We start from the raw sequence: 23,139 nt of genomic DNA, 5'->3' as shown, positions 1-23,139 counted from the left end.
TTCGAAGTTGCTCACGCCGCGAAGGCGTCGGTGGCGCGGATCAGGGCATCCAATATGCCCGGTTCGTTGAATGCGTGGCCCGCGCCTTCGATCATGTCGAACCGGGCTTGCGGCCAGGCACGGTGCAATGCCCATGCCGTCTCCGCAGGGCAGGCCATGTCGTAGCGGCCCTGCACGATCACGCCGGGAATGGCCGCCAGCTTGCCTGCGTCGCGGATCAACTGGCCTTCCTCCAGCCAGCCGCCATGGACGAAATAATGATTTTCGATGCGGGCGAAGGCGAGCGCGAAATCATCGGCCTCATGGGTGGCGGAGAGCGCTTCGTCAGGGAGCAGCCGGATGGTTTCACCTTCCCAGACGCTCCATGCCTTGGCGGCGGCGATCTGCCGCGCGCGGTCGCCGCCGGTCAGGATGCGGCGATAGGCGTGGAGCAGGTCGTCGCGCTCCGCCTCCGGAATCGGGGCGACGAACCGCTCCCATTTGTCGGGATAGATGCGGCTGGCGCCCTGCTGATAATACCAGTCGATCTCCTGTCTGCGGATGGTGAAGATGCCGCGCAGCACCAGTTCCGTCACGCGGTCGGGATGGGTCTGGGCATAGGCGAGCGCCAGCGTCGAACCCCAGCTGCCGCCGAAGACCAGCCATTGGTCGACGCCCACCATCTCCCGCAGGCGTTCGATATCCGCGACGAGGTGCCAGCTGGTGTTCGCCTCCAGTTCCGCATGGGGCGTCGAACGGCCACAGCCGCGCTGGTCGAAGAGCAGGACGTCGTAGCGCCGCGGATCGAACAGGCGGCGGTGATCGGGCGATATGCCGCCGCCGGGGCCGCCATGAAGGAAGACCGCGGGCTTGGCGCCCGGCGTGCCGGCACGTTCCCAATAGAGGCGGTGGCCGTGCCCCACGTCGAGATGGCCGGAGGCGAAGGGTTCGATCAATGGGTAGAGCGTGCGCATGGGCCAAGGTGTAGAAACTCTGGCGGGCAATGCAATCGACAGACGCGCGATCCGTTTCGACCAGCGACGCTTGAGCGGAGGCGAACGGCGGTGCATCTTCCCCCATATCCAAAACAGGAGGGTTTCCAATGCGTTCCGCCCTTGCTTTCTTTTGCGCCAGCCTCGCCCTTGCCGCCCCGCTCGCGGCTCAGGCAAAGGCGCCCGACTATGCCGCCGCCATCGCCGATCCCAAACGCCCGGCCGAGGCCAAGGCGCTGGATGAAGGGCGCAAGCCTATCGAAACGCTCGCCTTTCTGGGGCTGAGGCCCGGCATGAAAGCGGCCGATATCGTCACCGGATCGGGCTATTGGGCGGAGATCATGGCCAATGTCGTGGGGCCGAAGGGCAAGGTGACGGGCTTTGAACCCAGCCAGTTCACCAGCAAGCCCGAAGGCCAGCAGAAATGGCAGGCTCTTCAGGCGCGACGGCCGGAGGTACGGTGGGTCAGCTATCCGTTCGAGGGCTTTGCCGCGCCCGCGAACAGTTTCGACTTCACCATCCTCAACCTCAATTATCACGACCTCTACTCGCAATCGGAGAAGTTCGGCATTCCCTTCACCGATCCGGCGGCCTTCGTGAAAACCCTCTATGCCGCGACAAAGCCGGGCGGGGTCGTAGGCGTGATCGATCATGCCGGGCCGGCGGGCGACACGCGGGCCATCGTCGGCAAGCTGCACCGGATCGATCCGGCGGTGGTCAAGGCCGACTTCACCAAGGCCGGGTTCGTGCTCGACGGGGAAAGCCCGCTGCTCGCCAATCCGCAGGACGACCACAGCAAGAATGTGTTCGATCCGGCCGTTCGCGGCAAGACCGACCGCTTCCTGTTCCGTTTCCGCAAGCCGAAATAAGGGGTTTTGAGCGCAAGCGACGGGATGACAGGGTAGAGCGGCGGCGTCACTCTGGCGGGCATGGACCTGTCCGATCTCGATCGTCATGGCGCCGCGCGCCTGCCTGCCCTGCTTTCCCCCGATCAATGCGCGGAGCTGATCGCGCTGTGGGAACGACCCGGCCTCTTCCGCAAGGAGGTGGTGATGGCGCGGCATGGCTATGGCAGCGGGCGCTATCGCTATTTCGACTATCCCCTGCCCGCGCCGGTCGCGGCCTTGCGCGAAGCGCTTTACCCGGCGCTGGCAAGGCAAGCGAACCAGTGGGCGGCAATGCTGGGGAGCGGCGACATCCATCCCGCGCGCCATGCCGATTTCCTGAAGGCGGGCGCGCTCGGCGGGCAGGACAAGGCGACGCCGCTGCTGCTGCGCTATGAGGCGGGGGATTGGAACGCGCTGCATCAGGATGTCTATGGGCCGCATGTCTTTCCGTTGCAGGCGGCGATCCTGCTGTCCGCGCCGGAACGGGATTTCACCGGCGGCGCCTTCGTCCTGACCGAGCAGCGGCCGCGCATGCAGTCGCGGCCGGAGGTGGTGCCGCTCGCCCAGGGCGACGCGGTGGTCTTTCCGGTGCGGGAGCGGCCGGTGATCGGCGCCCGTGGGATACACCGGGTGCAGATGCGGCATGGCGTCAGCCGGCTGCTGTCGGGCGCGCGCTACACGCTGGGGATCATCTTTCATGATGCGGCATGATTTGGTCGATTACATTTTGCGACAAATCTTTATGGGGCTTGCCAGAATCTTGCGACAACTCCCCCCTAGAGGGGAGACTTCAGCATCTTGAATATTAGGGGTGAAAAGTGCGCCGTTCCTTCGCATGTCTGCTGTTTCCGTTGATGATGAGTGCGGCGCCGGGCGCGCTGATGGCGCAGACCGAGGAGCCCACCGGGCCTGCGGGGCAGATCGACGAGAGCGAGGAGATCGTCGTCACCGGCCAGCCCGAGCGCGGCGCGGTGGTCGGCAACATCAAACCGGAGCAGCAGCTTTCCCCCGCCGATGTCCGGGCGCTGGGCGTCACCTCCATAGCTGAGATGATCACCGAATTGTCGCCGCAGACCAACGGCACGCCGGTGATCCTGCTCAACGGCAAGCGGATTTCGAGTTTTTCGGAGATTCAGGACATTCCGTCCGAAGCGGTGGCACGGGTCGACATCCTGCCCGAACAGGTCGCGCTCAGCTATGGCTATGCGCCGACGCAGAAGGTGGTGAACATCGTACTGCGCCAGCGGTTCCGCGCCGAAACCGTGGACCTGCGCGCAGGCACGACGACGCAGGGCGGGCGCGACAACGGCTCGGTCGAAGGCGGGCTCTTGCGCATCCGGGGCGATAATCGCTTCACCCTCGACATGCAGTACAAGACCGCCGCTTCGCTGCTGGAAAGCGAGCGCGGGGTGGTGCCCAATGCACAGGGCGAAGTGGTCCGAACGCCATCGGGGCTGACCGCTTTCCTCGCCGGTCCCGACAGCGTGAGCGGTGCCGAACTGGCCCATCACCGCACGCTCAACCCGGCGACCGAAAGCTTCGCCACCAACGCCACGCTGGCCCGTGCGCTGGGCAAGGTGTCGATGACCATCAACGGGCGGCTGGAACTGTCGGAAAATGACAGCCTGCAAGGCTATCAGTCGGCGCGGCTGGGACTGCCGGCCGGCAATCCCTTCTCGCCCTTTGCGGAGGATGCCACGCTGACCCGCTATCTGCGCGATGCAGGCGAGTTGGGGCAGCAGATCAAGGGCACGACCGGCCATGTCGGCGTGACGCTGAACGGACTGTTGGGCGGTGGCTGGATATGGTCCTTCACGGGCAATGGCGATTATTCCAACACCCGCACCACGACCGATCGCGGCCTGTCGACGGGGGACATCCAGAGCGAGATCAATGCGGGCGGCAATCCCTTTGGCGGCTTTTCGTCCGACCTGCTCTCGACGCGGGTGATCGACCGGGCGAAGGCCGAGTCCCAGTCCGTGCAGGGCGACCTGCTGCTGTCGGGATCGCTGTTCGACCTGCCCGCGGGCGCGGTGACGACATCGATCCGCCTGGGCGGGTCGGCCAATGGCTTCGACAGCTGGTCGATCCGGTCGGGGGTGGAACGCGATTCAAGCTACAACCGGGAAATCGGCAGCGGCCAGATCAGCTTCGACTTGCCGATCACCAGCCGGTCGAAGGGCGTGCTGGGCGCGGTGGGCGATATCGGCGTCAATGTGAACGCGGCGGCGCAGCATTATTCCGATTTCGGCACGCTTTCGACTTTGGGCTACGGCCTGCGCTGGCGGCCGGTGCCGGCGGTCCAGCTGCTGATGTCCGCCAATCAGGATCGGGCGGCGCCGACGGGGACGCAGATCACCGATCCGCTGATTTCGACGCCGAACGTGTCGGTCTTCGACTATGCCACCGGTCAGACGGTGTTCGTGACGCAACTGAGCGGCGGCAATGCGAGCCTTAAGGAAAGCGTGCGCGATCAGTTTCGCCTCAGTGCCAATATCAAGCCGTTCGAAAAGCCCAATCTGACGCTGACGGCCACCTATACCAACAGCCGGACGAGCAATCCGATCTCCGCCTTTCCGACGCCGACCCCGGCGATCGAGGCGGCCTTCCCCCAGCGTTTCCTGCGCGACGAGGACGGCAATCTGGTGCAGATCGACGCGCGGCCCGTCAACTATCTGCGATCACAGAGCGAGCAGTTGCGCTGGGGCTTCGACCTTTCCATCCCGCTCAAGTCGCATATCCAGAAGGTGGTGGAGGCCTGGCGCGCGGCGGGCGCCAAGCCCGAGGAACGGCCCAAGGAATTGCAGGACCTGCGCGGCCTGTTCGGCAATCGCGGGCCGGGCGGGGGTCAGGGCGGTCAGTCTCCTCAGGGCCAGGAAGGGGGCGACCGGCCGCGTGGCGACGGGGAACAGGGTGGCAACCCCGGCTTTGGCGGCGGCCAGCGGGGCGGCGGCTTTGGCGGGCGGGGTGGCTTTGGCGGCGGCGGGCGTGGTCCCGGCGGTGGCGGCGGGCGGCTGAGCTTCAGCCTGTATCACACCTGGCATTTCACCGAGAGCATCCTGATCGCGCCGGGCGCGCCGGAACTCGACCTGCTGAATGGCGACGCCACCGGATCGTCGGGCGGACAGCCGCGACATGAGCTGAATGCGCGCATGGGCTATACCAATAACGGTCTGGGCGCGCGGCTCAGCGTCGATTGGGAGAGCGGAACCCATGTCGACGGCGCGCTCGGCGGGGCGTCGCGGCTGGATTTCGGCAGCCTGGCGACGGTGGACCTGCGGCTCTTCGCCAATCTGGGACAAATGCCTGCGCTGGTGAAGGCCCATTCCTTCCTGCGCGGGGCGCGGGTGTCGATCGGCATCGACAATCTCTTCAACCAGCGGCGCAGCGTGACCGATGCAACGGGGGCAACGCCGGTGCGCTACCAGCCGGGCTATCTCGACCCGTTGGGACGGGCGGTGACGATCAGCTTCCGCAAGCTGTTCTTCTGAAGGATGTTGGGCAGCCCCGCCTGATCCCGTGCCTGCGCGCGACGCTTCAGGACGCCAGCGACCGGGGTATCGCGCGAAGATTGCCGGGATTGATCGACTGGGTGAATTCCACGCCCAGTCGATCGTCCTTGGACCAGCGCGCAATGGCATTGACGGTCTGGTTCTCGCCCAGTTCGATCGCGAACAGCGTGCCTTCGGGAACGTTCCACAACCCTTCCAGCTGCGCGCCGGTGGCCGAGATATTGCGGATGCGGCCGGTGTAGACATGGCCGTCATGGTGCACCGATACCGTGCGCAGCATGGTCTTGCGTTCCGGGCGGCTCGACTGGAAGCCCTGGAGCGTGGCGATACCGCCATGGAGGTGCAGCTGGACCAGCACATCCGCCGCCGGCAAGGGTCGCCCATAGACATAGCCCTGAATATGGCTGCATCCCAATTGCCGGATCAGCGCCAGTTCGTCCTGCGTTTCCGCCCCTTCCGCCGTGGTGTCCATGCCCAGCGCTTCGGCCAGGCTGACGATCGCCTTGATGATCGCGCTGTTACGGCTGCCCTTGATCGCGGCGCCGCGCACGAAGCTCTGGTCGATCTTGATCTTGTCGAACGGCGCCTTCTTCAGATAGCCGAGCGAGGAATAGCCGGTGCCGAAATCGTCAAGCGCCAGCCGCACACCCAACGCCTTCAGCCGCGTGAACATCGATTCCGTGCCGTCATCATCGTTCAGGAACACGCTTTCGGTGATTTCCAGCTCCAGCCGCGTCGGCGCCAGACCGGATGCGGCGAGCGCGTTCATGACGATGGAGGGCAGGCCCGGATTGGCGAACTGGATCGGCGAGACATTGACCGCGACGCGCACCCCCTCTGCCCATTGCGCTGCATCGTGGCAGGCGGTGCGCAATACCCATTCGCCGATCGGGCCGATCAGTCCGCTATCCTCCGCAATCGGCACGAACAGGCTGGGGGAGATCGCGCCGCGCACCGGATGCTGCCAGCGCAGCAGCGCTTCATAGCCGGTGATCTGCTCCGTCCTGGAGGAAACGACGGGCTGGTAGACGAGGTGCAGGCCGTTTTCGACCAGCGCCTTGCGCAGATCCTCCTCCAACTGGCGGCGATCCTCGGCATCGGCGTGCATTTCGGGCGAATAGAAGCGGTAGACGCCGCGCCCGTCGCCCTTGGCCGCATAGAGGGCGAGATCGGCGTTGCGGATCAACGCGTCGGCGGTGACCCCGTCCTGCGGGCAGAAGGAAATGCCGATCGATACGCCGATGACGACCGCCGTGCCCTCCACCGTATAGGGTTGCGAGACGTCGGTGATGATCGCGCGCGCCAGATGATCCAGCGTGATCTTGTCGGGGCGGCCGGGCAGCAGGATCTTGAATTCGTCGCCGCCCTGACGGCCGACCAGCCCCTTGTCCCCGACCACGCGCTGGATGCGCTGGCTGACCTGCCGCAGCAGCGCGTCGCCCGCCGGATGGCCAAGCGTGTCGTTCACCGTCTTGAACCGGTCCAGGTCCAGCATCATCAGCGTGCAGTCGCGAGGGCATCCGTTCCTGCCCGCCACCGCCTGCTCCAGCGAGCGCATCATCTGCACCCGGTTGGCAAGGCCGGTCAGCGAGTCATATTGCGCGAGCCGCGTCACTTCCGCCTGGCTGCGACGCATTTCGGTAAGGTCGGTGCCGCTGCCCCGAAAGCCGTGGAACTGGCCGAATTCGTTGAACACCGGCTGGCCGGAGATCGACCACCAGCGCTCGTCCTTCGCCATGGCGGCGCGGATCGGAATATCGGCAAAGCCGGTGCGTGCCGACAGATGGAAGCCAAGCGTGCGTTCGCCATCGCCATCCTGCCGGTCGCCGGGGCGAATGATCTCCGTGATGGGGCGGCCGATCAGCGCCTCGCTGCTGAGGTCAAGCGTGTGCGCCAGCGTGTCGGATATATAGGCGATGCAGCCCTGACGATCGGTTTCCCAGAACCAGCCGCGACCCGATTGCTCATATTCATGCAGCAACCGGTCCGAGCGCTGGGCGCGCAGGTCGCGCCGGTAGAAGGCAATGGCACGATTCATGTCCTGCGTAGCCTGGCGCAGCGCGGCGACCAGCATCACCGCGATGCAGCTGATCAGCAGACCAAACTGCGCGAAATCCGCGCCGTGCAGCACGGAGGCGATCAACAGGCCGCAAAAATAGCTGACGCCCAGCAATCGCCGGTCGCCGAAGATCGACACCGCCATCAGCGCGACAGCCATTTCCGCCGCCAGATTGCGCGATACGGCCCCGGCGATCAGCAAGGGTCCCAGCATCAGGCTGAAGCTGAGGCCCGACAGCAGGACCATCGGCAGCATCAGCCATTTCTGATGATGCGGTCGCAGACGCTGAAACCGCGCGCCGCGCGGCGCGACGATCGCAATGCCGTCGATCAGCAGCATAAGGGACAGCGCCATGGCATGGCCGGCATTGCCCTCTTCGTAAAAGGGCACGTGCAGCAGGGCGGTGATGCATAGCTTGCCCAGCAGCACCAGCGGCCAGAGCCGGGCGATATGGACGAACGTACCGGAGATCCAGGACATATCGACCACCGCCCCGCCCTCGACCAGGCCGAGAGCGGCGACGAGGTCCGTTCGTCGCGATTGCAATTCCGCCAGATTCGCGCGCAAGAAAGCCATGCACTCTGCGTAACGAGAAGATATTGAAAGAAACTTACTGGGATTGGAGGGAGGTAGCAGCCCCAAAACCGTCATCCCAGCGAAGGCTGGGATCTCAGGCGGGAGCGCACGACCTGGCCGCACGAGATCCCAGCCTTCGCTGGGATGACGGATGTTACTGACGTTTGCTTCTGGTCAACCGTCGCCGTTAGCGACGCCCCCCCCTTACACCCGCATCGGCATCAGAACATAGAGCGCCGGGCTGCGATCGTCCTCGCGGATCAGCGTCGGCGCAGCCGCGTCGGCCAAGTGCAGTTCAACCAGATCGCTGTCGATCTGGTTCAATATGTCGAGCAGATAGCGGGCGTTGAATCCGATGTCGAAGCCCTCGCCCTGAAAGGCGCCGGGCACCTCTTCGGCCGCCGTGCCGTTTTCGGGGCTGGTGACCGACAGGGTGATCTTGTCGCGGTCCAGCGTCATCTTGACCGCGCGGGTCTTTTCGGTGGCGATGGTGGCGACGCGGTCCACCCCTTCCTCGAAGCTGCGCGGGTCGATCTTGAGCAGCTTGTCGTTCGCGGTCGGGATGACGCGGCTATAATCCGGGAAGGTGCCGTCGATCAGCTTGCTGGTCAGGATCGCGCTGCCCAAGCCGAAGCGGATCTTGCTGGCGGAGAGGGTGATCTGAACCGAACCCTCGACCTCGTCGAGCAGCTTGCGCAGTTCGCCAATGCATTTGCGCGGAATGATGATGCCCGGCATGCCGTCGGCGCCGTCCGGACGCGGCACGGTGACGCGGGCGAGGCGGTGGCCGTCGGTCGCGGCGGCCTTCAGCACCGGCTGGCCCTCATCCGAGACGTGGAAATAGATGCCGTTCAGATAATAGCGCGTCTCTTCGGTCGAGATGGCGAAGCGCGTCTTGTCGATGATCTGCTTCAGCGTTTCGGCCGGCAGTTCGAAGCTGGTCGGCAGGTCGCCTTCCGCGATCACCGGAAAATCGTCGCGCGGCAGGGTCGACAGGTTGAAGCGGGCGCGGCCGGCCTGGATCAGCATCTTCCCCTCGGCCGCGTGGAGCGACACCTGGCTGCCTTCGGGCAGCTTGCGGGCGATGTCGAACAGGGTGTGGGCGGAGATGGTGGTCGCGCCGGGCTGTTCCACCTGCGCGGAGACGCTTTCGACGATCTGGAGGTCGAGGTCGGTCGCCATCAGCTTGATCGCGCCGTCCGCCGACGCCTCGATCAACACGTTGGACAGGATCGGAATCGTATTGCGCCGCTCAACCACCGACTGGACATGGCTGAGGCTCTTGAGGAGCGTTGCGCGTTCGATGGTGGCCTTCATGTCCCTGTTTCGTCCGTTCTTTTCTGCCGATGGCCCGGATGCGGTCGAATCCGGGCGACAATGATGGATGGTCCTTCATAGCCACTGTGGCGGCCCCTGCAAGCGCTGCATGGCGGTTTCATTACGGCCAAGGGTTGCAAAAGGGGACAGGGTGCGCTTTGCCGGGGGAATGAGACGCGCTTTGGGCATCGCCCTTCCCCTTCTGATGATCGGCGCGCCGTTCGCGACCGGGGCGCAGGCGCGGGATTCGCTGGGGGTTTTCGAGGCCTGGGGGGCGTTTCGCGATCCGGCCAGCCCACGCTGCTATGCCATTGCCATGCCGGTCGCGGCGAAGTCCGGCGGCTTTGCGGCGGTCGGCAGCTGGCCGCGTCAGTCGGTGCGCGGGCAGGTGCATTTCCGCTTGAGCCGGATGCGCGCGGATGAGGCCGCGGTCATTCTGAATGTGGGGGACCGGCGCTTCACGCTGGTGGCGGGGCAGGTCGATGCCTGGGCGCCGGACATGCGCACGGATGCGGCGATCATCGCGGCGATGCGATCCGCGACCAGCATGAGCGTGCAGACGCGGGACGCGCGCGGACGGGGTTTTGCGGATACCTATGCGCTGCGCGGGGCGGCGACGGCGATCGATGCGGCGGCGCTGGGGTGCGCAAAGATGCGGTGAATTTTCAGCACTCCGTGTTCCTGCGAAGGCAGGAACCCAGTTCGGACGGCGGGACTAGGCTCCTGCCTTTGCAGGAGCACGTGGTTTCATCAGGTGACGGCATTGAAGAATCCCGCCGCTTTAAAATTCCCGGAAAATCGGCTATGGGCGGGGCCATGCAGACAGCCGCCAACCCCTTGATGCCGATTCCCGGCGCTATCGATCCTGTGCCCGTGCCCCGCGCGGTGACGCCCCGCGAGGATGGGCGCGTCGACCTGATGGGGCTGTCGCGCCCGCAGATCAAGGGGGCGCTGGAGGAAGCCGGGCTGGATCAGAAGCAGGCGAAACTGCGTTCGAAACAGCTGTTTCACTGGCTCTATCATCGCGGCGAGACGGATTTCGACGCCATGACCGATCTGGCCAAGCCGATGCGCGGCTGGATGGCGGAGCGCTTCGTTGTCGGTCGCCCGCAGGTGGTCGAGGCGCAGGTGTCGAGCGACGGCACGCGCAAATGGCTGCTGCGGTCCGACGACGGGCAGGATTATGAGATGGTGTTCATCCCGGATGCGGACCGGGGGACGCTGTGCGTGTCGAGTCAGGTCGGTTGCACATTGAATTGCCGTTTCTGCCATACCGGCACGATGCGGCTGGTGCGCAATCTGACGCCGGGCGAGATTGTCGGGCAGGTCATGCTGGCGCGCGACGCGCTGGGGGAATGGCCCAAGGGCAATATGAGCTCTGGTAATGGGGCTTCGGCCAATGATGATGAGGCGGACGACGCGTCGCAATATAGCCCCGACGGGCGGATGCTGACCAACATCGTGATGATGGGCATGGGCGAGCCGCTTTATAATTTCGATCATGTGCGCGATGCGCTGAAGGTCGTGATGGATGGGGATGGCCTCGCTTTGTCGAAGCGGCGGATCACGCTGTCGACCTCGGGCGTGGTGCCGATGATGGCACGGGCCGGGGAAGAGATCGGCGTCAACCTCGCCGTGTCGCTCCATGCCGTGACCAAGGATGTGCGCGACGAGTTGGTGCCGCTCAACAGGAAATATGGCATCGAGGAGCTGTTGCAGGCCTGCGCTGACTATCCGGGCGCGAACAATGCGCGGCGCATCACCTTTGAATATGTGATGATCAGGGACAAGAATGACAGCGACGAGGATGCGCGGGAGTTGGTACGCCTGCTGCGTCACTATAAGCTGCCCGCCAAGGTCAATCTGATCCCGTTCAATCCCTGGCCGGGCACGGATTACGAATGTTCGACGCCCGAGCGGATCAGGCGCTTTTCCGACATCGTGTTCGAGGGCGGGATTTCCGCGCCGGTGCGCACGCCGCGCGGGCGGGACATCATGGCGGCCTGCGGGCAGCTCAAATCCGCGAGCGAGAAGAAGAGCCGGGCGGAGCTGGATCGGCTGGCGGCGGAGAAGCAAGCGGCGCTTGGGTAGCGCGCGGCGGAGTTTCGCGTTGGTGAAAGCCCCGTCAGCGATGGCGGGGTTTTTCTTTTGGAGCGGGTCGGATGACGGATCAGGAGATTGAGCGGATCGCGCTGGGCTTTTGCGCACGGACGCTGTCCAAGCAGGAGTGGACGCATCGGGCGCATTTTTCGACGGCATTGTGGCTGATGCTGCGGCGGCCGGATGTGGCGCCGGAACGCGACATGCCCGAGATGATCCGCGCCTATAATGAGAGCGTCGGCGGCGTGAACAGCGACAGCGCGGGCTATCATGAGACGATCACCGTGGCTTCGCTAAAGGCGGCGCGGGCAGTGTTGGCGGGGTTGCCGGGCGGGATTTCACCGGCGGAGGCTTTTGCGGCGTTGATGCGGTCGCCCATGGCCGACAAGGATTGGCTGTTTGTCCATTGGTCGCGGGAGCGGCTGATGTCGGCGGACGCGCGCCGCGCCTGGGTGGAGCCGGATCTGAAGCCCCTCCCCTGGACCTGAGGCAAAGAAAAAGGGCGGCCCCGAAGGACCGCCCTTTCCTTGATTCCGTCCGAGAGGGATCAGAAACGGAAGCCGATGCCCACGACGCCGGCGTCGCGGCCGCCCAGATCGTCTTCATATTCGGTGCGCTGATATTCGGCCGAGATGTAGGTGTTGCCGGTCACGGCGAATTCCAGGCCACCGCCGAAACGCACGCCTTCATAATTGACGTTGGTGCCGGCGAATTCGAAGCGGGTGTCGGCATAGCCGACCTTGCCGAACGCCAGGACGCGCGGGGTCACGACATAGCCGAGACGAACCGAAGCGGCCAGATCACGGCTGACGTCAACGCCGCCTTCTTCAACGGTCGAATCGTTGAACGACACTTCCGGGCCGAAGGTGATGCGGGGAGCGACGGCCAGATCGTAGCCGGTCGACACGCCATAAGCGAAACCGTCTTCGCCGCCGATCTTGTCGTAGCCCAGCGTCACGCCCGCGCGCGGACCGGTGAAGGGCGCAGCATCCTGAGCGAAAGCGGGAGCGGAAACGGCGGCAGCAGCAAGGGCTGCGAAAATCACAGTCTTCATAAAATCCTCATATCATGAGCAACATCCGACCCAAGAATAGGGCAGGTGTTTTCTTTCGTCTTACGGGTGGCGTTACGGTTTTATTTTATCATCACCTTTCGGAATGCCGATTTTATTCGGTTATCCTCCCGTCCTGCACGCAGCGATATGCATCGCTGACGGCGCGCATATGTAACCTGATTGCCATTGTTGCAATATGGATATGAACTTAATTGATGGGTGCAGCTTTTTCGCAACAGTTCCAATGAGAAAGGGCGATCCACATGGGGACCGCCCTTTCTTCCGTAACGCGGCCCTCGCTTTAGAAGCGAAAACCGACGCCGACAACGCCGGCATCGCGGCCGCCGACATTATTTTCATATTCGGTGCGCTGATATTCGGCCGAGATATAGGTGCGCGGGCTGACCGCATATTCCAGACCGCCGCCGTAGCGCACGCCTTCCAGCGTGTCATGGCCGCCGGCGCTATATTCAAAGCGGCTGTTGGCATAGCCGACCTTGCCGAAAGCCAGGACCTGCGGGGTCACGACATAACCGGCGCGCAGCGACGCGGCGAGATCACGGCTGGCATGAACGCCGGTAGTGTCGGTGGTGGAATCGCCGAAGGAGACTTCCGGGCCGACGGTGACGCGCGGGGTCACGGCCAGGTCGTAGCCGGTGGTCACGCCATAGCTGAAGCCCTTGTCGCCCTGGAACTTGTCAAAGCCCGCCGTAATCCCGGCGCGTGGCCCAGTAAAAGGCGCAGCATCCTGAGCAAAAGCAGGGACAGTGAAGGAGGCAGCAGCAATCGCCGCGAAAATCGCAGTCTTCATGATATTCCTCATATATTATTCGATACCCTGATCCGGGTGAGATTTATCTATGTTCTCAATCGGTTTTTAAAAGAGACTTATCTGATAAAAATTTTATCTCATCCCTCTTGCAACATCAGAGCATCGATCCATACGAACTTAGCTATGTCAGGCACTTTACTTCGTGCCGGACAAGCGCGCTTATGGACCCGCAAGCTGGCTGGTACATGAACGGAAACATGAAATCGGGTTCATGTGCGTAACGGAGCCGTCTTTTTTTGACGATTATGGTGCAAAAGGGTAACAGGTGCAGATGGATAGCGCCCTGCCAAAGCCCGGATCGGTGCTGCGCCACAGCCTGCCGGTGCGGCTGTGGCATTGGCTGAACGCGGTGCTGCTCTATGTGCTGTTCACCAGTGGCCTCGGCATCTTCAATGCGCATCCCAGGCTCTATTGGGGGCAATATGGCGCGAATTTCGACCATCCCTGGCTGAAGCTGGAGCGGTTCGGCAGCTGGTTCACCTTGCCTGCGCATTATAATCTGGCCATGGCGCGCCATTGGCATCTGACTGCCGCGCCGGTCTTCGCCTTTGCGCTGCTGGGCTATATGATGTGGGGCCTGTTCGGGCACCATATCCGGCGCGACCTTGCCTTTCGGCGGGGCGAGCTGGCGCCGCGCCATGTCTGGCAGGATATCCGGGATCATGCGCGGCTGCGCTTTCCGACCGGAGAGGCCGCGTTGCGCTATAATGTGCTTCAGAAGGCAAGCTATATCGGCGTGATCTTCATCCTGCTGCCGCTGGCGATCCTGACGGGGCTCACCATGTCGCCGGGGATGAACGCCGCCTGGCCGTGGCTGGTCGACCTGTTCGGCGGGCGGCAGTCGGCACGGTCGATCCATTTCATCACGGCCTTCGCGCTGGTCGCCTTTTTCCTGGTGCATATGCTGATGGTGCTGCTGGCCGGGCCGGTGAACGAAATCCGGTCGATCGTCACCGGGCGGAAGAAGTCATGAGCCTGATCCTCGATCGCCGGACGCTGGTGCTGGGGGCGGCGGCGACGCTGGCGGGGTGCGACCGGCTGGCCAGCAATGAGGCGGTGCGGAAGGCCCTGTTTTCCGCCGAAAATTTCCACCAATGGGCGCAGCGCAGCCTGATGGCCCGCGACGCGCTGGCGCAGGAGTTCCGGCCCGACCAGATTTCGCCCTTCTTCCGGCCCAATGGCACCGCCAATCCCGATACGCCGGAATACAGGGCCTTGTGGCGCAATGATTTCGCCGGATGGCGGCTGGAGGTCGGCGGGCTGGTCGATCGGCCGCTGTCCCTGTCGCTGGCGCAACTCCGCGCCCTGCCCCATCGCGAGCAGATCACGCGGCATGACTGCGTGGAGGGGTGGAGCGCGATCGGCAAATGGCGCGGCGTGCCGTTGAAACGGGTCCTCGACGCGGCGCGGCTGCGGGATCGGGCGCGCTATATCGTCTTCCATTGCGCCGACGATATGGGCGGCGGACGCGGCTATTATGAGAGCATCGACCTGGTGGACGCCTTTCACCCGCAGACCATATTGGCTTTCGCGCTCAACGACGAGCCGCTCAGGGTGGCCAATGGGGCGCCGCTGCGGCTGCGGGTGGAGCGGCAGCTGGGCTACAAGCAGGCGAAATATCTGATGCGGATTGAAGCGGTTACAAGTCTGGACGGGGTTCAGGGCGGCAAGGGCGGCTATTGGGAGGACCATGCCGGTTATGACTGGTATGCGGGCATTTGACGCGGGCGGACTGACCTGACAGGTTGCGCGCCATGAGAATTTTCGATCGGGTCATCAAGCGGCTGGTCACGCGCGGTCAGCTTGGCATCTTCTATCATGACGGCAGGAAGATCACGGTCGGGACACCCGAGCCGGGCTTTCCATCGCTGGCGTTGAAATTCCACGATGCGCGGGTGCCGTTCGACATCGTCAAGGACCCGCGGCTCGGCATGGCCGAGGCCTTTATCGATGGGCGGGTCACGATCGAGGGCGGCGGGATCATGGAGCTGATCTCGCTGATCCGCATGAACAATGCGTGGGAAACGGGCCGGTCGATCAGCGATCTGGGTTCGCTGAAGCGCGGGTTCAAGGCGATCAGGCGGACGCTCTGGGCGGCCAATCACCGGGCACGGTCCAAGGCCAATGTGGCGCATCATTATGATCTGTCGGGGGCGCTTTATGCGCTGTTTCTCGATCGGGACCGGCAATATAGCTGCGCCTATTTCCCCGATGCCGACAATGAAACGGGCATCAGCCTGGAGCAGGCGCAGGAAGACAAGAAGGCGCATATCGCCGCCAAGCTGCATCTGAAACCGGGCATGAAGGTGCTGGACATCGGCTGCGGCTGGGGCGGCATGGCGCTGTATCTGCACCGCACCTGTGGGGTGGACGTGACCGGCATCACCCTGTCGGAGGAGCAGTTGAAGGTCGCACGGCAGCGGGCGGAGGAAGCGGGCGTGGCCGACCATGTGCGCTTCGAACTGATCGACTATCGCGACATAGCGGGGCCGTTCGACCGGATCGTGTCGGTCGGCATGTTCGAACATGTCGGGACCACGGATTACCGCACCTTCTACAACAAGTGCCGCGAGTTGCTGACGAACGATGGCGTGATGCTGATCCACACCATCGGCCGGATCGACGGGCCGGGCATCACCGACGCCTTCACCCGGAAATATATCTTCCCCGGCGGCTATATTCCCGCTTTGTCGGAGATGATCCAGGGCAGCGAGGGCACGCGGCTGATGGTGACGGACGTGGAGGTGCTGCGCCTCCATTACGGGCTCACCATCCGCGAATGGTACAGGCGGACGCTGGCGAACAGGGCGGATATCGTCGCACTGTATGACGAGCGGTTCTTTCGGCTCTGGACCTTCTATCTGGCGGGCGCGGCGACCGTGTTCGAACATGGCGGGATGGTGAATTATCAGGTCCAATATGCGCGCGATCGCCGTTCTCTGCCGATTACGCGCGACTATATGCTGGAAGCGGAAAGCGCTTTGCGAGGCCGCTGATTAACCATGAATATCGGCTGACAGGGTCGTTCCCGGACGGTTCAGTCAGGCGGGTGCATCTTTCCTCCATGACCTCGGGTGACGGGGTGCATGTTGAGGAGAGACGGACATGAACATCTTGTGGAAGGGCGCGACGGCCCTGGGGTTGGCGATCACCGCCATGGGCGTGAGCGCGGCCCCTGCACAGGCGCAATATTATGGCGGCTATGATTATGGCTATCGCGACGGCTATCGCGGCGATCGCTATGACGACCGGCGCTGGGATGACCGGCGCGACTGGCGGGATGGTGACTGGCGGGATGGCGACTGGCGGGATCATGACCGCCGAAACTGGCGCGGGGACCGGCGTTACTGGCGTGGGCATCACCGCCAGCGTTGCTGGACGGAGTGGCGCTATAATCACTATCGCGACCGGCGCGTGAAGGTGCGGATCTGTAACTAAGCCGAAAAGATCCTCCCCATCGAAAGATGGGGAGGATTTATTGAATCAGCGCCCGATTTGCGGCATTTTCATTGCATGACCGATCCGATGCCCGTCATTCAGAGCCTGCTATCGGGCCTGCCCATCTTCCTGCTGCATCTGTCCTGCGCGACGCTGGCCTGGATGGCGGCGCTGGCGCTGTACATGTGGATCACCCCGCATGACGAATTCGCGCTGATCCGGGCGGGCAATGATGCGGCGGCGATCTCGCTGGGCGGGGCGGCGATCGGGCTGGCGATCCCGCTGGGCTTTTGCCTCGCCGGGTCGGTCAATGTCTGGGACATCATGATCTGGGGCAGCGTGACGCTGATCCTGCAACTCATCGCCTTTCGCGTCGTCGATTATCTGCTGGGCTCCCTGCCCGCCCGGATCGAGGCCAATGAACGGTCCGCTGCGATTTTCCTGGCCATGATGAAGGTCGCGATCGCCTGCCTCACCGGCGCGGCGGTGGCGGGCTGATCCGTGGCGGGGCGGCACCTCGGCTGTCTGCCCGGCCTGCTCGGCATCATCCTCGCGCTGCTGTGGATCAGCGAGGTCACCAAGCCGACGCCGCTGCATGTCGAGGCGTTCGACCCACGCTCCCCCCGGCGCCCGATGCCGCAATGGAGCGATGAGAGTTTCGTGATAGAGGAACGGGCCGAAGCCCCCGCCGACAGCATGGGCACGACCTTCGCGGTGGATCGCGGGGGAGCATGGCTGACCGCCGAGCATGTCACCCATGGCTGCACTCGCGTCGGCATCGAGCAGGGCGGCTTTGCCCGGCCGGTGTCGCGGCTGGTCGAAAGCCGGGAGGCGGATGCCGCCCTCGTGCGCGGAGGGGTGGCGAGCGACCATGCCCTGCCGCTGTCCGACCGCATGCCGCCGCCCGGCTCCGTGGGCTATCATATGGGCTTTCCGGCGGGCCATCCGACGCTGGTGATATCGGAACTGATCGGCGCCGCCCGCGCCCGGCGGGGCATAGGGGAAGAGACGCAGCCCGTGCTCGCCTGGGCCGAACATGCGCGGATACCGATGGGCGATGGCACGCTGTCGGGGATCAGCGGCGGCCCCGTCTTTGCCGAGGACGGTCATGTCGTAGGCGTCAACAGTGCCGCCACCGACCGGCGCGGACGCATATTGACCACCGCGCCCGATGCCATGATGCGGCTGGTCGACGCCAGCCGTGCCGTCAGCGATCGGCCGGTCGCCTATCCGTTTCTGGACCTGGCCGATGCGAAGGCGCGCTTTGAAGCCTGGCTGGCACAAGGGGTCATCCGACGCATCTTCTGCGATGTCGACGACACGCCAGGACGGTTGACGGCGGGCCGGCCTAAAGGGTAGGTCGCGCGCCAGATTGACAGGATTTGGACCATCATGAGCGACACGCCCCCCGACCGGCTTTCCACCAACCCGAAAAGCCCCCATTTCGATATCGACGTGCTTCAGCGCGGCATCGGCATCCGTTTCAAGGATCGCGTGCGCAATGATGTCGAGGAATATTGCATTTCCGAAGGCTGGATTCGCGTGGCGGCGGGGAAGACCCGCGATCGTCATGGGCAACCGCTGACGCTCAAGCTGTCGGGACCGGTGGAAGCCTGGTTCGAGAATCCGGCGGAGGGTGCCGAGGAAGCTGCCGAGAAGAGCGAGTAAGCTTTCGCACCCGTTGCGCTTCAACGTAGCGTAGCGTCGCGCTTCACCTCGGCGATGACGTCCCCCAGCGAGCGGGTGGACGGTGTGGCATCGGTAAAGCGTATCGCGCGCAGGTCCATGGCCAGACGCGGCTGGTTGCCGGCGGCCTTGCGCCGGGGCGCGGCATCCTCCTCCGGATCGTCCTTCACCCCATCCATGCTCGCAAAGCGGGTACTGCCGCCCAGCGCCGGATCGGGCCGGAAATCGTGTAATTGCGGCTTGTCCGGATAGATGAAGCCGAAGGTCGGATTGCTGCGCGCGCCCATCTGGTTCGTCGGGCTGTGCCAGACGCGCACTTCGCTCCAGTCGCCCGCGTCGGAGACATCGACCGCCAGCACATCCTCCTCGATCGCGCCGGGCGCGGACCAGTTGGCGTGCCGGATCAGCACGCGACGATCGTCCAGCACCCTGCTGACCACCGCGACATGGCCGAGCACCATTGGGCCGACCGGGCGAAAGGCCAGCACGGCGCCTTTGCGGGGCATGTGACCGCGCCTGTAGTGATTTTCCGCCTGGTCCCACCAGGTCAGCGCGTCGCCATAGATCTGAACGCCGGACACGATGCGCGCATAGGGCACGCATTGCAGCACGGTCGCGCTTAGCGCAGGCGTCGTCGTCAGGCCGAGCAGCAACAGAGCCGCCCAGCGCCTCATTCCCAATTTCATGCGACCCCAAAAGCGTCAGAATCGCCCCACCGCCGATAAGACTAGGCGGCAGCCCTTAGGAACTGGTTAAAATGTCAGAAAGCACCGCGGGCAGAATCGCCGCCAGCGGTCGCGCGATCGGCCATGGCGATCTGCACCGGCATGTCGCCGGCCTTATGCGCGTAGATGAAGCCCCTGGCGTGATTGGAACGCAGGCCCAGATCACCGATCGGGCCGTACCAGACGCGCACGTCGGTCCAGTCATTGTTCGGCGACACGTCAACGGCGCGGACATTGCGCTCAATACCGCCGCGATAGGACCAGTTGGCATGGGTCAGCAGCACTTCGCGATCGCTGACCACCTTGCTGACCATGGCGACATGGCCAACCGGCATGGAACGGCTGGCGGCGAAGGCAAGAACGGCGCCGACGCGCGGTTCATGACCGCGATCGTAATGACCCTCGGCCTGACCCCACCAGGTGTTGGCGTTGCCGTACAGTTCGATGCCGGAGACTTGGCGGGCGAAGGGCGCGCACTGGAGAATGCCAGCAGCGGCCGGGGTCGTGATCAGGGCGCCAAGTGCGAGCGTTGCCGCTGCGACAAAAGCGCGAAAACCACCGATCATGTAATGCGACCCCCGACTTCTTTTTAAGAACTAACCCCGTGAAAATGCTTAGGGCAGACGCCGGACGCGTTGAAAAGCAACGAGCGACGAGTCGTTGTTGCGGCGCGTCAACCTGCGGAACGAAAGGCGTGGCCCGCCGTTACCGTGAACCGCGTGGAATGGATTAAACCACTGAAAAGACTGTATTCTGTTCCCGTCATCCAGACCTGACTGCCGGTTTCGCGCAGCCGTTCGAACAATGCGGCCCGTCGCGACGGGTCGAGATGAGCCGCCACTTCATCGAGCAGCAGCACCGGCGGCTGGCCGCGATGGGCCGTGACCAGCGCGGCATGGGCAAGCAGGATGGAGAGCAGCAGCGCCTTCTGCTCGCCGGTCGAACAAAGGGCGGCGGGCTGCGCCTTGGCGGCATGGGTGACGGCCAGATCCTGCCGGTGCGGACCGGACAGGGTTCGTCCGGCGGCAGCATCGCGGCGGCGTTCGCGGGCGAGGCGATGGCCGAGCGGTTCCTCGCTGCCCCCCTCCCCTTCGATCGTCAGCAGCGGGCGGGCGAAGGGATGGTCGGGCTGTCCGCCCAGCGCATCGCCTAGCCGCGTGACCAGATCGGCACGGGCCGCGGCGAGCATCGCGCCATGGTCCTCCATTTGCGCTTCGAGCGCGCTCAACCAGGAGGGGTCGGCACTGGACAGGTCGCTCAGCAACCGGTTGCGCGCCCGCATGGCTGCCTCATACCTGCCGCTATGCACGGCATGGTCGGGATGGAGCGCCAGCGTCAGCCGATCCAGAAACCGCCGCCGCCCGCCGGGGCTGTCCATGAACAGCCGGTCCATGGCGGGCGTCAGCCAGACGATCGAGAGATGATCCGCCAGCGCATTGGCGGAGGAGGACGCCCCGCCGATCCGCACCTGCCGCCGGTCGGGCGCGGAAGCGAGCACGCCCGTCCCCAGCATGACCCCGTCCACTTCCGCCGCTATGCCGAAGCCGCCCGCCCCGTCCTGCCGCACCATGTCGCGCAAGGCCGCGCCACGCAGGCCCCGGCCGGGCGCCAGCATCGACACGGCTTCCAGGATATTGGTCTTTCCCGCGCCATTTTCGCCGGTCAGTACGATGAAGGCATGATCGGGCACGATCAGCGCGTCCGCATGGTTGCGGAAATCGCTCAAGGTAAGACGGCCGATCATGGGGTGGCTCTAGCGGCACCGGCGGCAATGGGAAAGCGGTTCAGCTACAGCGTTTGCGCGTCACCGCCCGGCCATCGTCAATCACCGTCAATTCCCGCCCGCTGGCTGACGGGCGCAGTTCCAGCGTCCTGTTCCAGCTCTGCCCCTCCCCGGTGAAGGCCGCATCGACGCGGATGCGACCATCGGGGCCGTGGGACACCCCGGTCGCCTTGCCTTCGCTTTCCAGGAAAACCAGGCTGGTGGAGGTGATCGTCAGCTCCAGCTCTGCTGCGCGGTCGGCACAGCTTTCGTCAAGGCCGGTCCACCGTCCCTGAATGCTGGCGGGAATGGTCGAGCCGACCGGTGTTTCAGACGGCGGAATGTCAGGGACCGGCTCAACGGCCCGGATGCTGTTTTCGCCCTGCGGCCCTTCACGCGCTTCCGGCACGCCCTGATCGATGATGTTGGTGGCGATCCCGGATTGGTCGTCCTGCCTGTCCCCGCAGCCGGCAAGGACAAGCAGCGGCAGGAGAATCATCGCGCGCATGAAAGAAAAACCGGTTTTCCGCCAATGAGTTCCGGTCCTGGCGCCATGTTCGTTCATCCTTGCCGCACTCCGCCCGTTCCAAGAAGCCATAGACCATTGCCCGCGGACTTGCATACAGTGCAACCTGCGGGCATCCAAAGGGCCACCTGTTTGAAGAGGAAGCCGATGATGAAAAGTCTGAAGATCGCCCTCGCACTTGCCGCCGCCACCGGAGCGAGCGGCGCCATGGCGGCGCTGGCCGTGGGCGCGAAAGCCCCCGATTTCACCACGCGCGGCGCGCTGGCGGGCAAGACCTTCACCTTGACGCTGTCGCACCAGCTGAAGCGCGGGCCGGTGGTGCTCTATTTCTTCCCCAAGGCTTTCACGCCGGGCTGCTCCGCCGAGGCGCGCGAATTCGCCGAGCATATCGAGGATTTCAGGAAGGCCGGCGCGACGGTGATCGGCATGTCGGCCGATCCGGTGGACGATCTGATCGCCTTCTCCACCAAGGAATGCGCGGGCAAGTTCGCCGTCGCCTCAGCCGGGCCGGCGATCGTGTCGGGCTATGACGTGGCGCTGAAAATGCGGCCGGGCATGACCGACCGCACATCCTATGTCATCGCGCCCAGCGGCCGCATCGCCTTCGTCCATAGCGAGATGAACTATGCCGGCCATGTGAAGAGCACGCTGGCCGCCGTCGAGGCGATGAAGCAGAAGTAACTACTTCACATATTTGCCGAACCAGCCGAGCGTCGCCTGCCAGGCGGCCTTGGCCGCGGCTTCATCATAGCTCGGGCGATAGTCGGCCATGAAGCCATGATCGGCGCCGGGATAGACGGTGATCGCGTCGGGCGGTGATTTCCCCGCGATCTTCAACGCAGCCTGCATCTTCTCGACGTCGGCGACCGGGATGCCCTTGTCGAGCGCGCCATATTGGCCAAGCACCGGTGCCTTGAGCGCGCTCACCTGTTCGATGACGTTCAGCGGCTGCAATTCGGTCCTGTCGCTGATCAGGCGGCCATAAAAGGCGACGCCCGCGTCCAGCTCCGCGCTATGGGCGGCATAGAGCCACACGACCCGCCCACCCCAGCAGAAGCCGGTAATGCCGCGCCGCCTGCCATCGCCGCCATGGCTGCCCGCCCAGCCATAGGTCGCGTCGATATCCTTCAGCACCTGCGCATCGGACGCCTTGGAAACGATAGTGGCGATCAATTGCTTGAAATCCGCCACTTTGGTTGCATCGCCATGGCGCGCGAACAGGTCCGGCGCGATGGCATAATAGCCCGCCTTGGCGAAGCGACGGCATATGTCGCGTATCCACTCATGCACGCCGAAAATCTCATGCACGACGACGATGACCGGCGCGCTTCTGGCATGGGCAGGGCGAGCGACGAATGCAGGCATGACGAAGCCGTCGCTTGCCCTGATCGCCACCGCCTCCTCCTTCAGTCCTTCGCCCGATGTCTGGACGGCGCTGCTGGAAACAGGGCGGCAGGCGGCGGCGAAACCGGCGGCGAAGGCACCGCCGACCAGCAGCTTGCGCCGGTCAAGGCCGGTCGAGTCGATCCAGTTGCGGTCGTCAGGCAGACGTTCGGGGGGCAGGCGTTCGGGGGGCAGGCGTTCGGGGGGCAGGCGTTCGGGCTGATCCTGCGTGTCGGTCATGCGCGTCTCTCCTCAAGTCATGGAGCGAAGCTAGAATGATTTCGAGCCAGATGGAAACGCCAGTTCGGCGA

Annotated in this window: 24 protein-coding genes; 14 read left to right on the top strand and 10 right to left on the bottom strand. The window is 64.4% G+C overall.

Annotated elements, in window-relative coordinates:
• Positions 1-11: 11 nt before the first annotated feature.
• Entirely contained in the window at positions 12-953 is a 942-nt protein-coding gene (gene pip / locus RUH75_RS06890) for a prolyl aminopeptidase (protein WP_313803500.1), read from the bottom strand.
• A gap of 128 nt (positions 954-1,081) precedes the next feature.
• On the opposite strand from pip, the gene RUH75_RS06885 reads away from it, so the two are divergent.
• The 3 genes from RUH75_RS06885 (at position 1,082) to RUH75_RS06875 (ending at position 5,349) form a co-directional block, all read left to right on the top strand.
• On the top strand, positions 1,082-1,840 hold the full coding sequence (locus tag RUH75_RS06885) for a methyltransferase domain-containing protein (RefSeq protein WP_313803497.1): 759 nt from the start codon (positions 1,082-1,084) through the stop codon (positions 1,838-1,840).
• Between the two features lie 60 nt (positions 1,841-1,900).
• Positions 1,901-2,569 carry a 2OG-Fe(II) oxygenase gene (locus RUH75_RS06880; RefSeq protein WP_313803494.1) on the top strand — a complete coding sequence of 223 codons (669 nt, stop codon included), beginning with the start codon at positions 1,901-1,903 and terminating at the stop codon, positions 2,567-2,569.
• A 107-nt stretch (positions 2,570-2,676) separates the two neighbouring features.
• Positions 2,677-5,349: a TonB-dependent receptor gene (locus tag RUH75_RS06875; RefSeq protein ID WP_313803492.1), complete on the top strand. Its 2,673-nt coding sequence runs from the start codon at positions 2,677-2,679 to the stop codon at positions 5,347-5,349.
• 46 nt (positions 5,350-5,395) lie between these two features.
• Here RUH75_RS06875 and RUH75_RS06870 read toward each other — a convergent pair whose 3' ends face one another.
• Both RUH75_RS06870 and dnaN read right to left on the bottom strand, forming a co-directional pair.
• A complete protein-coding gene (locus tag RUH75_RS06870) occupies positions 5,396-8,005 on the bottom strand; it encodes an EAL domain-containing protein (RefSeq protein WP_313803490.1) in 2,610 nt (869 codons plus the stop codon).
• A gap of 204 nt (positions 8,006-8,209) precedes the next feature.
• On the bottom strand, positions 8,210-9,322 hold the full coding sequence (dnaN, locus tag RUH75_RS06865; RefSeq protein ID WP_313803488.1) for a DNA polymerase III subunit beta: 1,113 nt from the start codon (positions 9,320-9,322) through the stop codon (positions 8,210-8,212).
• 169 nt (positions 9,323-9,491) lie between these two features.
• Here dnaN and RUH75_RS06860 point away from each other — a divergent pair, with 169 nt between their 5' ends.
• The 3 genes from RUH75_RS06860 to RUH75_RS06850 all read left to right on the top strand — a co-directional run bounded on the left by RUH75_RS06860 (position 9,492) and on the right by RUH75_RS06850 (position 11,910).
• Positions 9,492-9,983: a hypothetical protein gene (locus RUH75_RS06860; protein ID WP_313803486.1), complete on the top strand. Its 492-nt coding sequence runs from the start codon at positions 9,492-9,494 to the stop codon at positions 9,981-9,983.
• Between the two features lie 155 nt (positions 9,984-10,138).
• The gene (gene rlmN, locus RUH75_RS06855) at positions 10,139-11,413 is read left to right on the top strand and encodes a 23S rRNA (adenine(2503)-C(2))-methyltransferase RlmN (protein WP_313803484.1); all 1,275 of its coding nucleotides are present in this window, start codon (positions 10,139-10,141) and stop codon (positions 11,411-11,413) included.
• Between the two features lie 71 nt (positions 11,414-11,484).
• Positions 11,485-11,910, top strand: a complete 426-nt coding sequence (locus tag RUH75_RS06850) for a hypothetical protein (protein ID WP_313803482.1) — start codon at positions 11,485-11,487, stop codon at positions 11,908-11,910.
• 59 nt (positions 11,911-11,969) lie between these two features.
• Here RUH75_RS06850 and RUH75_RS06845 read toward each other — a convergent pair whose 3' ends face one another.
• Positions 11,970-12,476: an outer membrane protein gene (locus tag RUH75_RS06845; protein ID WP_313803481.1), complete on the bottom strand. Its 507-nt coding sequence runs from the start codon at positions 12,474-12,476 to the stop codon at positions 11,970-11,972.
• Positions 12,477-12,777: 301 nt separating this feature from the next.
• A complete protein-coding gene (locus RUH75_RS06840) occupies positions 12,778-13,287 on the bottom strand; it encodes a porin family protein (protein WP_313803479.1) in 510 nt (169 codons plus the stop codon).
• Positions 13,288-13,579: 292 nt separating this feature from the next.
• Here RUH75_RS06840 and RUH75_RS06835 point away from each other — a divergent pair, with 292 nt between their 5' ends.
• The 7 genes from RUH75_RS06835 (at position 13,580) to RUH75_RS06805 (ending at position 18,414) form a co-directional block, all read left to right on the top strand.
• A complete protein-coding gene (locus RUH75_RS06835; RefSeq protein ID WP_313803477.1) occupies positions 13,580-14,281 on the top strand; it encodes a cytochrome b/b6 domain-containing protein in 702 nt (233 codons plus the stop codon).
• The gene (locus RUH75_RS06830; RefSeq protein WP_313803475.1) at positions 14,278-15,030 is read left to right on the top strand and encodes a molybdopterin-binding protein; all 753 of its coding nucleotides are present in this window, start codon (positions 14,278-14,280) and stop codon (positions 15,028-15,030) included. The genes RUH75_RS06835 and RUH75_RS06830 overlap by 4 nt, the downstream gene beginning before the upstream one ends.
• A gap of 32 nt (positions 15,031-15,062) precedes the next feature.
• Positions 15,063-16,304, top strand: coding sequence for a cyclopropane-fatty-acyl-phospholipid synthase family protein (locus RUH75_RS06825; protein WP_313803473.1), 1,242 nt, complete (start codon positions 15,063-15,065; stop codon positions 16,302-16,304).
• 109 nt (positions 16,305-16,413) lie between these two features.
• Entirely contained in the window at positions 16,414-16,746 is a 333-nt protein-coding gene (locus RUH75_RS06820) for a hypothetical protein (RefSeq protein ID WP_313803471.1), read from the top strand.
• Positions 16,747-16,821: 75 nt separating this feature from the next.
• Complete coding sequence (locus RUH75_RS06815) at positions 16,822-17,244, top strand: DUF350 domain-containing protein (RefSeq protein ID WP_313803469.1); 423 nt, start codon at positions 16,822-16,824, stop codon at positions 17,242-17,244.
• Positions 17,245-17,247: 3 nt separating this feature from the next.
• Positions 17,248-18,105: a serine protease gene (locus tag RUH75_RS06810; RefSeq protein ID WP_313803467.1), complete on the top strand. Its 858-nt coding sequence runs from the start codon at positions 17,248-17,250 to the stop codon at positions 18,103-18,105.
• 33 nt (positions 18,106-18,138) lie between these two features.
• Positions 18,139-18,414, top strand: a complete 276-nt coding sequence (locus RUH75_RS06805; RefSeq protein WP_313803465.1) for a DUF3297 family protein — start codon at positions 18,139-18,141, stop codon at positions 18,412-18,414.
• A gap of 20 nt (positions 18,415-18,434) precedes the next feature.
• On the opposite strand, the gene RUH75_RS06800 is transcribed toward RUH75_RS06805, so the two are convergent.
• The 4 genes from RUH75_RS06800 to RUH75_RS06785 all read right to left on the bottom strand — a co-directional run bounded on the left by RUH75_RS06800 (position 18,435) and on the right by RUH75_RS06785 (position 21,427).
• Positions 18,435-19,106 carry a CHAP domain-containing protein gene (locus RUH75_RS06800; RefSeq protein ID WP_313803463.1) on the bottom strand — a complete coding sequence of 224 codons (672 nt, stop codon included), beginning with the start codon at positions 19,104-19,106 and terminating at the stop codon, positions 18,435-18,437.
• 86 nt (positions 19,107-19,192) lie between these two features.
• Positions 19,193-19,723: a CHAP domain-containing protein gene (locus RUH75_RS06795; protein WP_313803461.1), complete on the bottom strand. Its 531-nt coding sequence runs from the start codon at positions 19,721-19,723 to the stop codon at positions 19,193-19,195.
• A 107-nt stretch (positions 19,724-19,830) separates the two neighbouring features.
• Complete coding sequence (gene recF / locus RUH75_RS06790; protein WP_313803459.1) at positions 19,831-20,901, bottom strand: DNA replication/repair protein RecF; 1,071 nt, start codon at positions 20,899-20,901, stop codon at positions 19,831-19,833.
• A 40-nt stretch (positions 20,902-20,941) separates the two neighbouring features.
• On the bottom strand, positions 20,942-21,427 hold the full coding sequence (locus RUH75_RS06785) for a hypothetical protein (protein ID WP_313803457.1): 486 nt from the start codon (positions 21,425-21,427) through the stop codon (positions 20,942-20,944).
• Positions 21,428-21,595: 168 nt separating this feature from the next.
• Between RUH75_RS06785 and RUH75_RS06780 the strand changes: the two genes are divergently transcribed.
• Entirely contained in the window at positions 21,596-22,126 is a 531-nt protein-coding gene (locus RUH75_RS06780; RefSeq protein WP_409592331.1) for a peroxiredoxin, read from the top strand.
• Here the strand turns inward: RUH75_RS06780 and RUH75_RS06775 are convergent, their stop codons facing one another.
• Positions 22,127-23,068, bottom strand: coding sequence for a dienelactone hydrolase family protein (locus RUH75_RS06775; protein WP_313803453.1), 942 nt, complete (start codon positions 23,066-23,068; stop codon positions 22,127-22,129).
• Positions 23,069-23,139 lie beyond the last annotated feature (71 nt).

Origin of the sequence: Sphingobium sp. (genome assembly GCF_032153725.1) — a bacterium.
Classification (GTDB): domain Bacteria; phylum Pseudomonadota; class Alphaproteobacteria; order Sphingomonadales; family Sphingomonadaceae; genus Sphingobium.
Note: the sequence above shows the minus strand (reverse complement) of the source record. Positions and strands in the feature narration are given on the sequence as shown.

What these genes read in the sequence shown, in the direction of transcription:
- pip (WP_313803500.1), bottom strand. Translation starts at nt 953, where the DNA reads ATGCGCACGCTCTACCCATTGATCGAACCCTTCGCCTCCGGCCATCTC.
- RUH75_RS06885 (WP_313803497.1), top strand. Translation starts at nt 1,082, where the DNA reads ATGCGTTCCGCCCTTGCTTTCTTTTGCGCCAGCCTCGCCCTTGCCGCC.
- RUH75_RS06880 (WP_313803494.1), top strand. Translation starts at nt 1,901, where the DNA reads ATGGACCTGTCCGATCTCGATCGTCATGGCGCCGCGCGCCTGCCTGCC.
- RUH75_RS06870 (WP_313803490.1), bottom strand. Translation starts at nt 8,005, where the DNA reads ATGGCTTTCTTGCGCGCGAATCTGGCGGAATTGCAATCGCGACGAACG.
- dnaN (WP_313803488.1), bottom strand. Translation starts at nt 9,322, where the DNA reads ATGAAGGCCACCATCGAACGCGCAACGCTCCTCAAGAGCCTCAGCCAT.
- RUH75_RS06860 (WP_313803486.1), top strand. Translation starts at nt 9,492, where the DNA reads ATGAGACGCGCTTTGGGCATCGCCCTTCCCCTTCTGATGATCGGCGCG.
- rlmN (WP_313803484.1), top strand. Translation starts at nt 10,139, where the DNA reads ATGCAGACAGCCGCCAACCCCTTGATGCCGATTCCCGGCGCTATCGAT.
- RUH75_RS06850 (WP_313803482.1), top strand. Translation starts at nt 11,485, where the DNA reads ATGACGGATCAGGAGATTGAGCGGATCGCGCTGGGCTTTTGCGCACGG.
- RUH75_RS06845 (WP_313803481.1), bottom strand. Translation starts at nt 12,476, where the DNA reads ATGAAGACTGTGATTTTCGCAGCCCTTGCTGCTGCCGCCGTTTCCGCT.
- RUH75_RS06840 (WP_313803479.1), bottom strand. Translation starts at nt 13,287, where the DNA reads ATGAAGACTGCGATTTTCGCGGCGATTGCTGCTGCCTCCTTCACTGTC.
- RUH75_RS06835 (WP_313803477.1), top strand. Translation starts at nt 13,580, where the DNA reads ATGGATAGCGCCCTGCCAAAGCCCGGATCGGTGCTGCGCCACAGCCTG.
- RUH75_RS06830 (WP_313803475.1), top strand. Translation starts at nt 14,278, where the DNA reads ATGAGCCTGATCCTCGATCGCCGGACGCTGGTGCTGGGGGCGGCGGCG.
- RUH75_RS06825 (WP_313803473.1), top strand. Translation starts at nt 15,063, where the DNA reads ATGAGAATTTTCGATCGGGTCATCAAGCGGCTGGTCACGCGCGGTCAG.
- RUH75_RS06820 (WP_313803471.1), top strand. Translation starts at nt 16,414, where the DNA reads ATGAACATCTTGTGGAAGGGCGCGACGGCCCTGGGGTTGGCGATCACC.
- RUH75_RS06815 (WP_313803469.1), top strand. Translation starts at nt 16,822, where the DNA reads ATGACCGATCCGATGCCCGTCATTCAGAGCCTGCTATCGGGCCTGCCC.
- RUH75_RS06805 (WP_313803465.1), top strand. Translation starts at nt 18,139, where the DNA reads ATGAGCGACACGCCCCCCGACCGGCTTTCCACCAACCCGAAAAGCCCC.
- RUH75_RS06800 (WP_313803463.1), bottom strand. Translation starts at nt 19,106, where the DNA reads ATGAGGCGCTGGGCGGCTCTGTTGCTGCTCGGCCTGACGACGACGCCT.
- RUH75_RS06795 (WP_313803461.1), bottom strand. Translation starts at nt 19,723, where the DNA reads ATGATCGGTGGTTTTCGCGCTTTTGTCGCAGCGGCAACGCTCGCACTT.
- recF (WP_313803459.1), bottom strand. Translation starts at nt 20,901, where the DNA reads ATGATCGGCCGTCTTACCTTGAGCGATTTCCGCAACCATGCGGACGCG.
- RUH75_RS06785 (WP_313803457.1), bottom strand. Translation starts at nt 21,427, where the DNA reads ATGCGCGCGATGATTCTCCTGCCGCTGCTTGTCCTTGCCGGCTGCGGG.
- RUH75_RS06780 (WP_409592331.1), top strand. Translation starts at nt 21,596, where the DNA reads ATGAAAAGTCTGAAGATCGCCCTCGCACTTGCCGCCGCCACCGGAGCG.
- RUH75_RS06775 (WP_313803453.1), bottom strand. Translation starts at nt 23,068, where the DNA reads ATGACCGACACGCAGGATCAGCCCGAACGCCTGCCCCCCGAACGCCTG.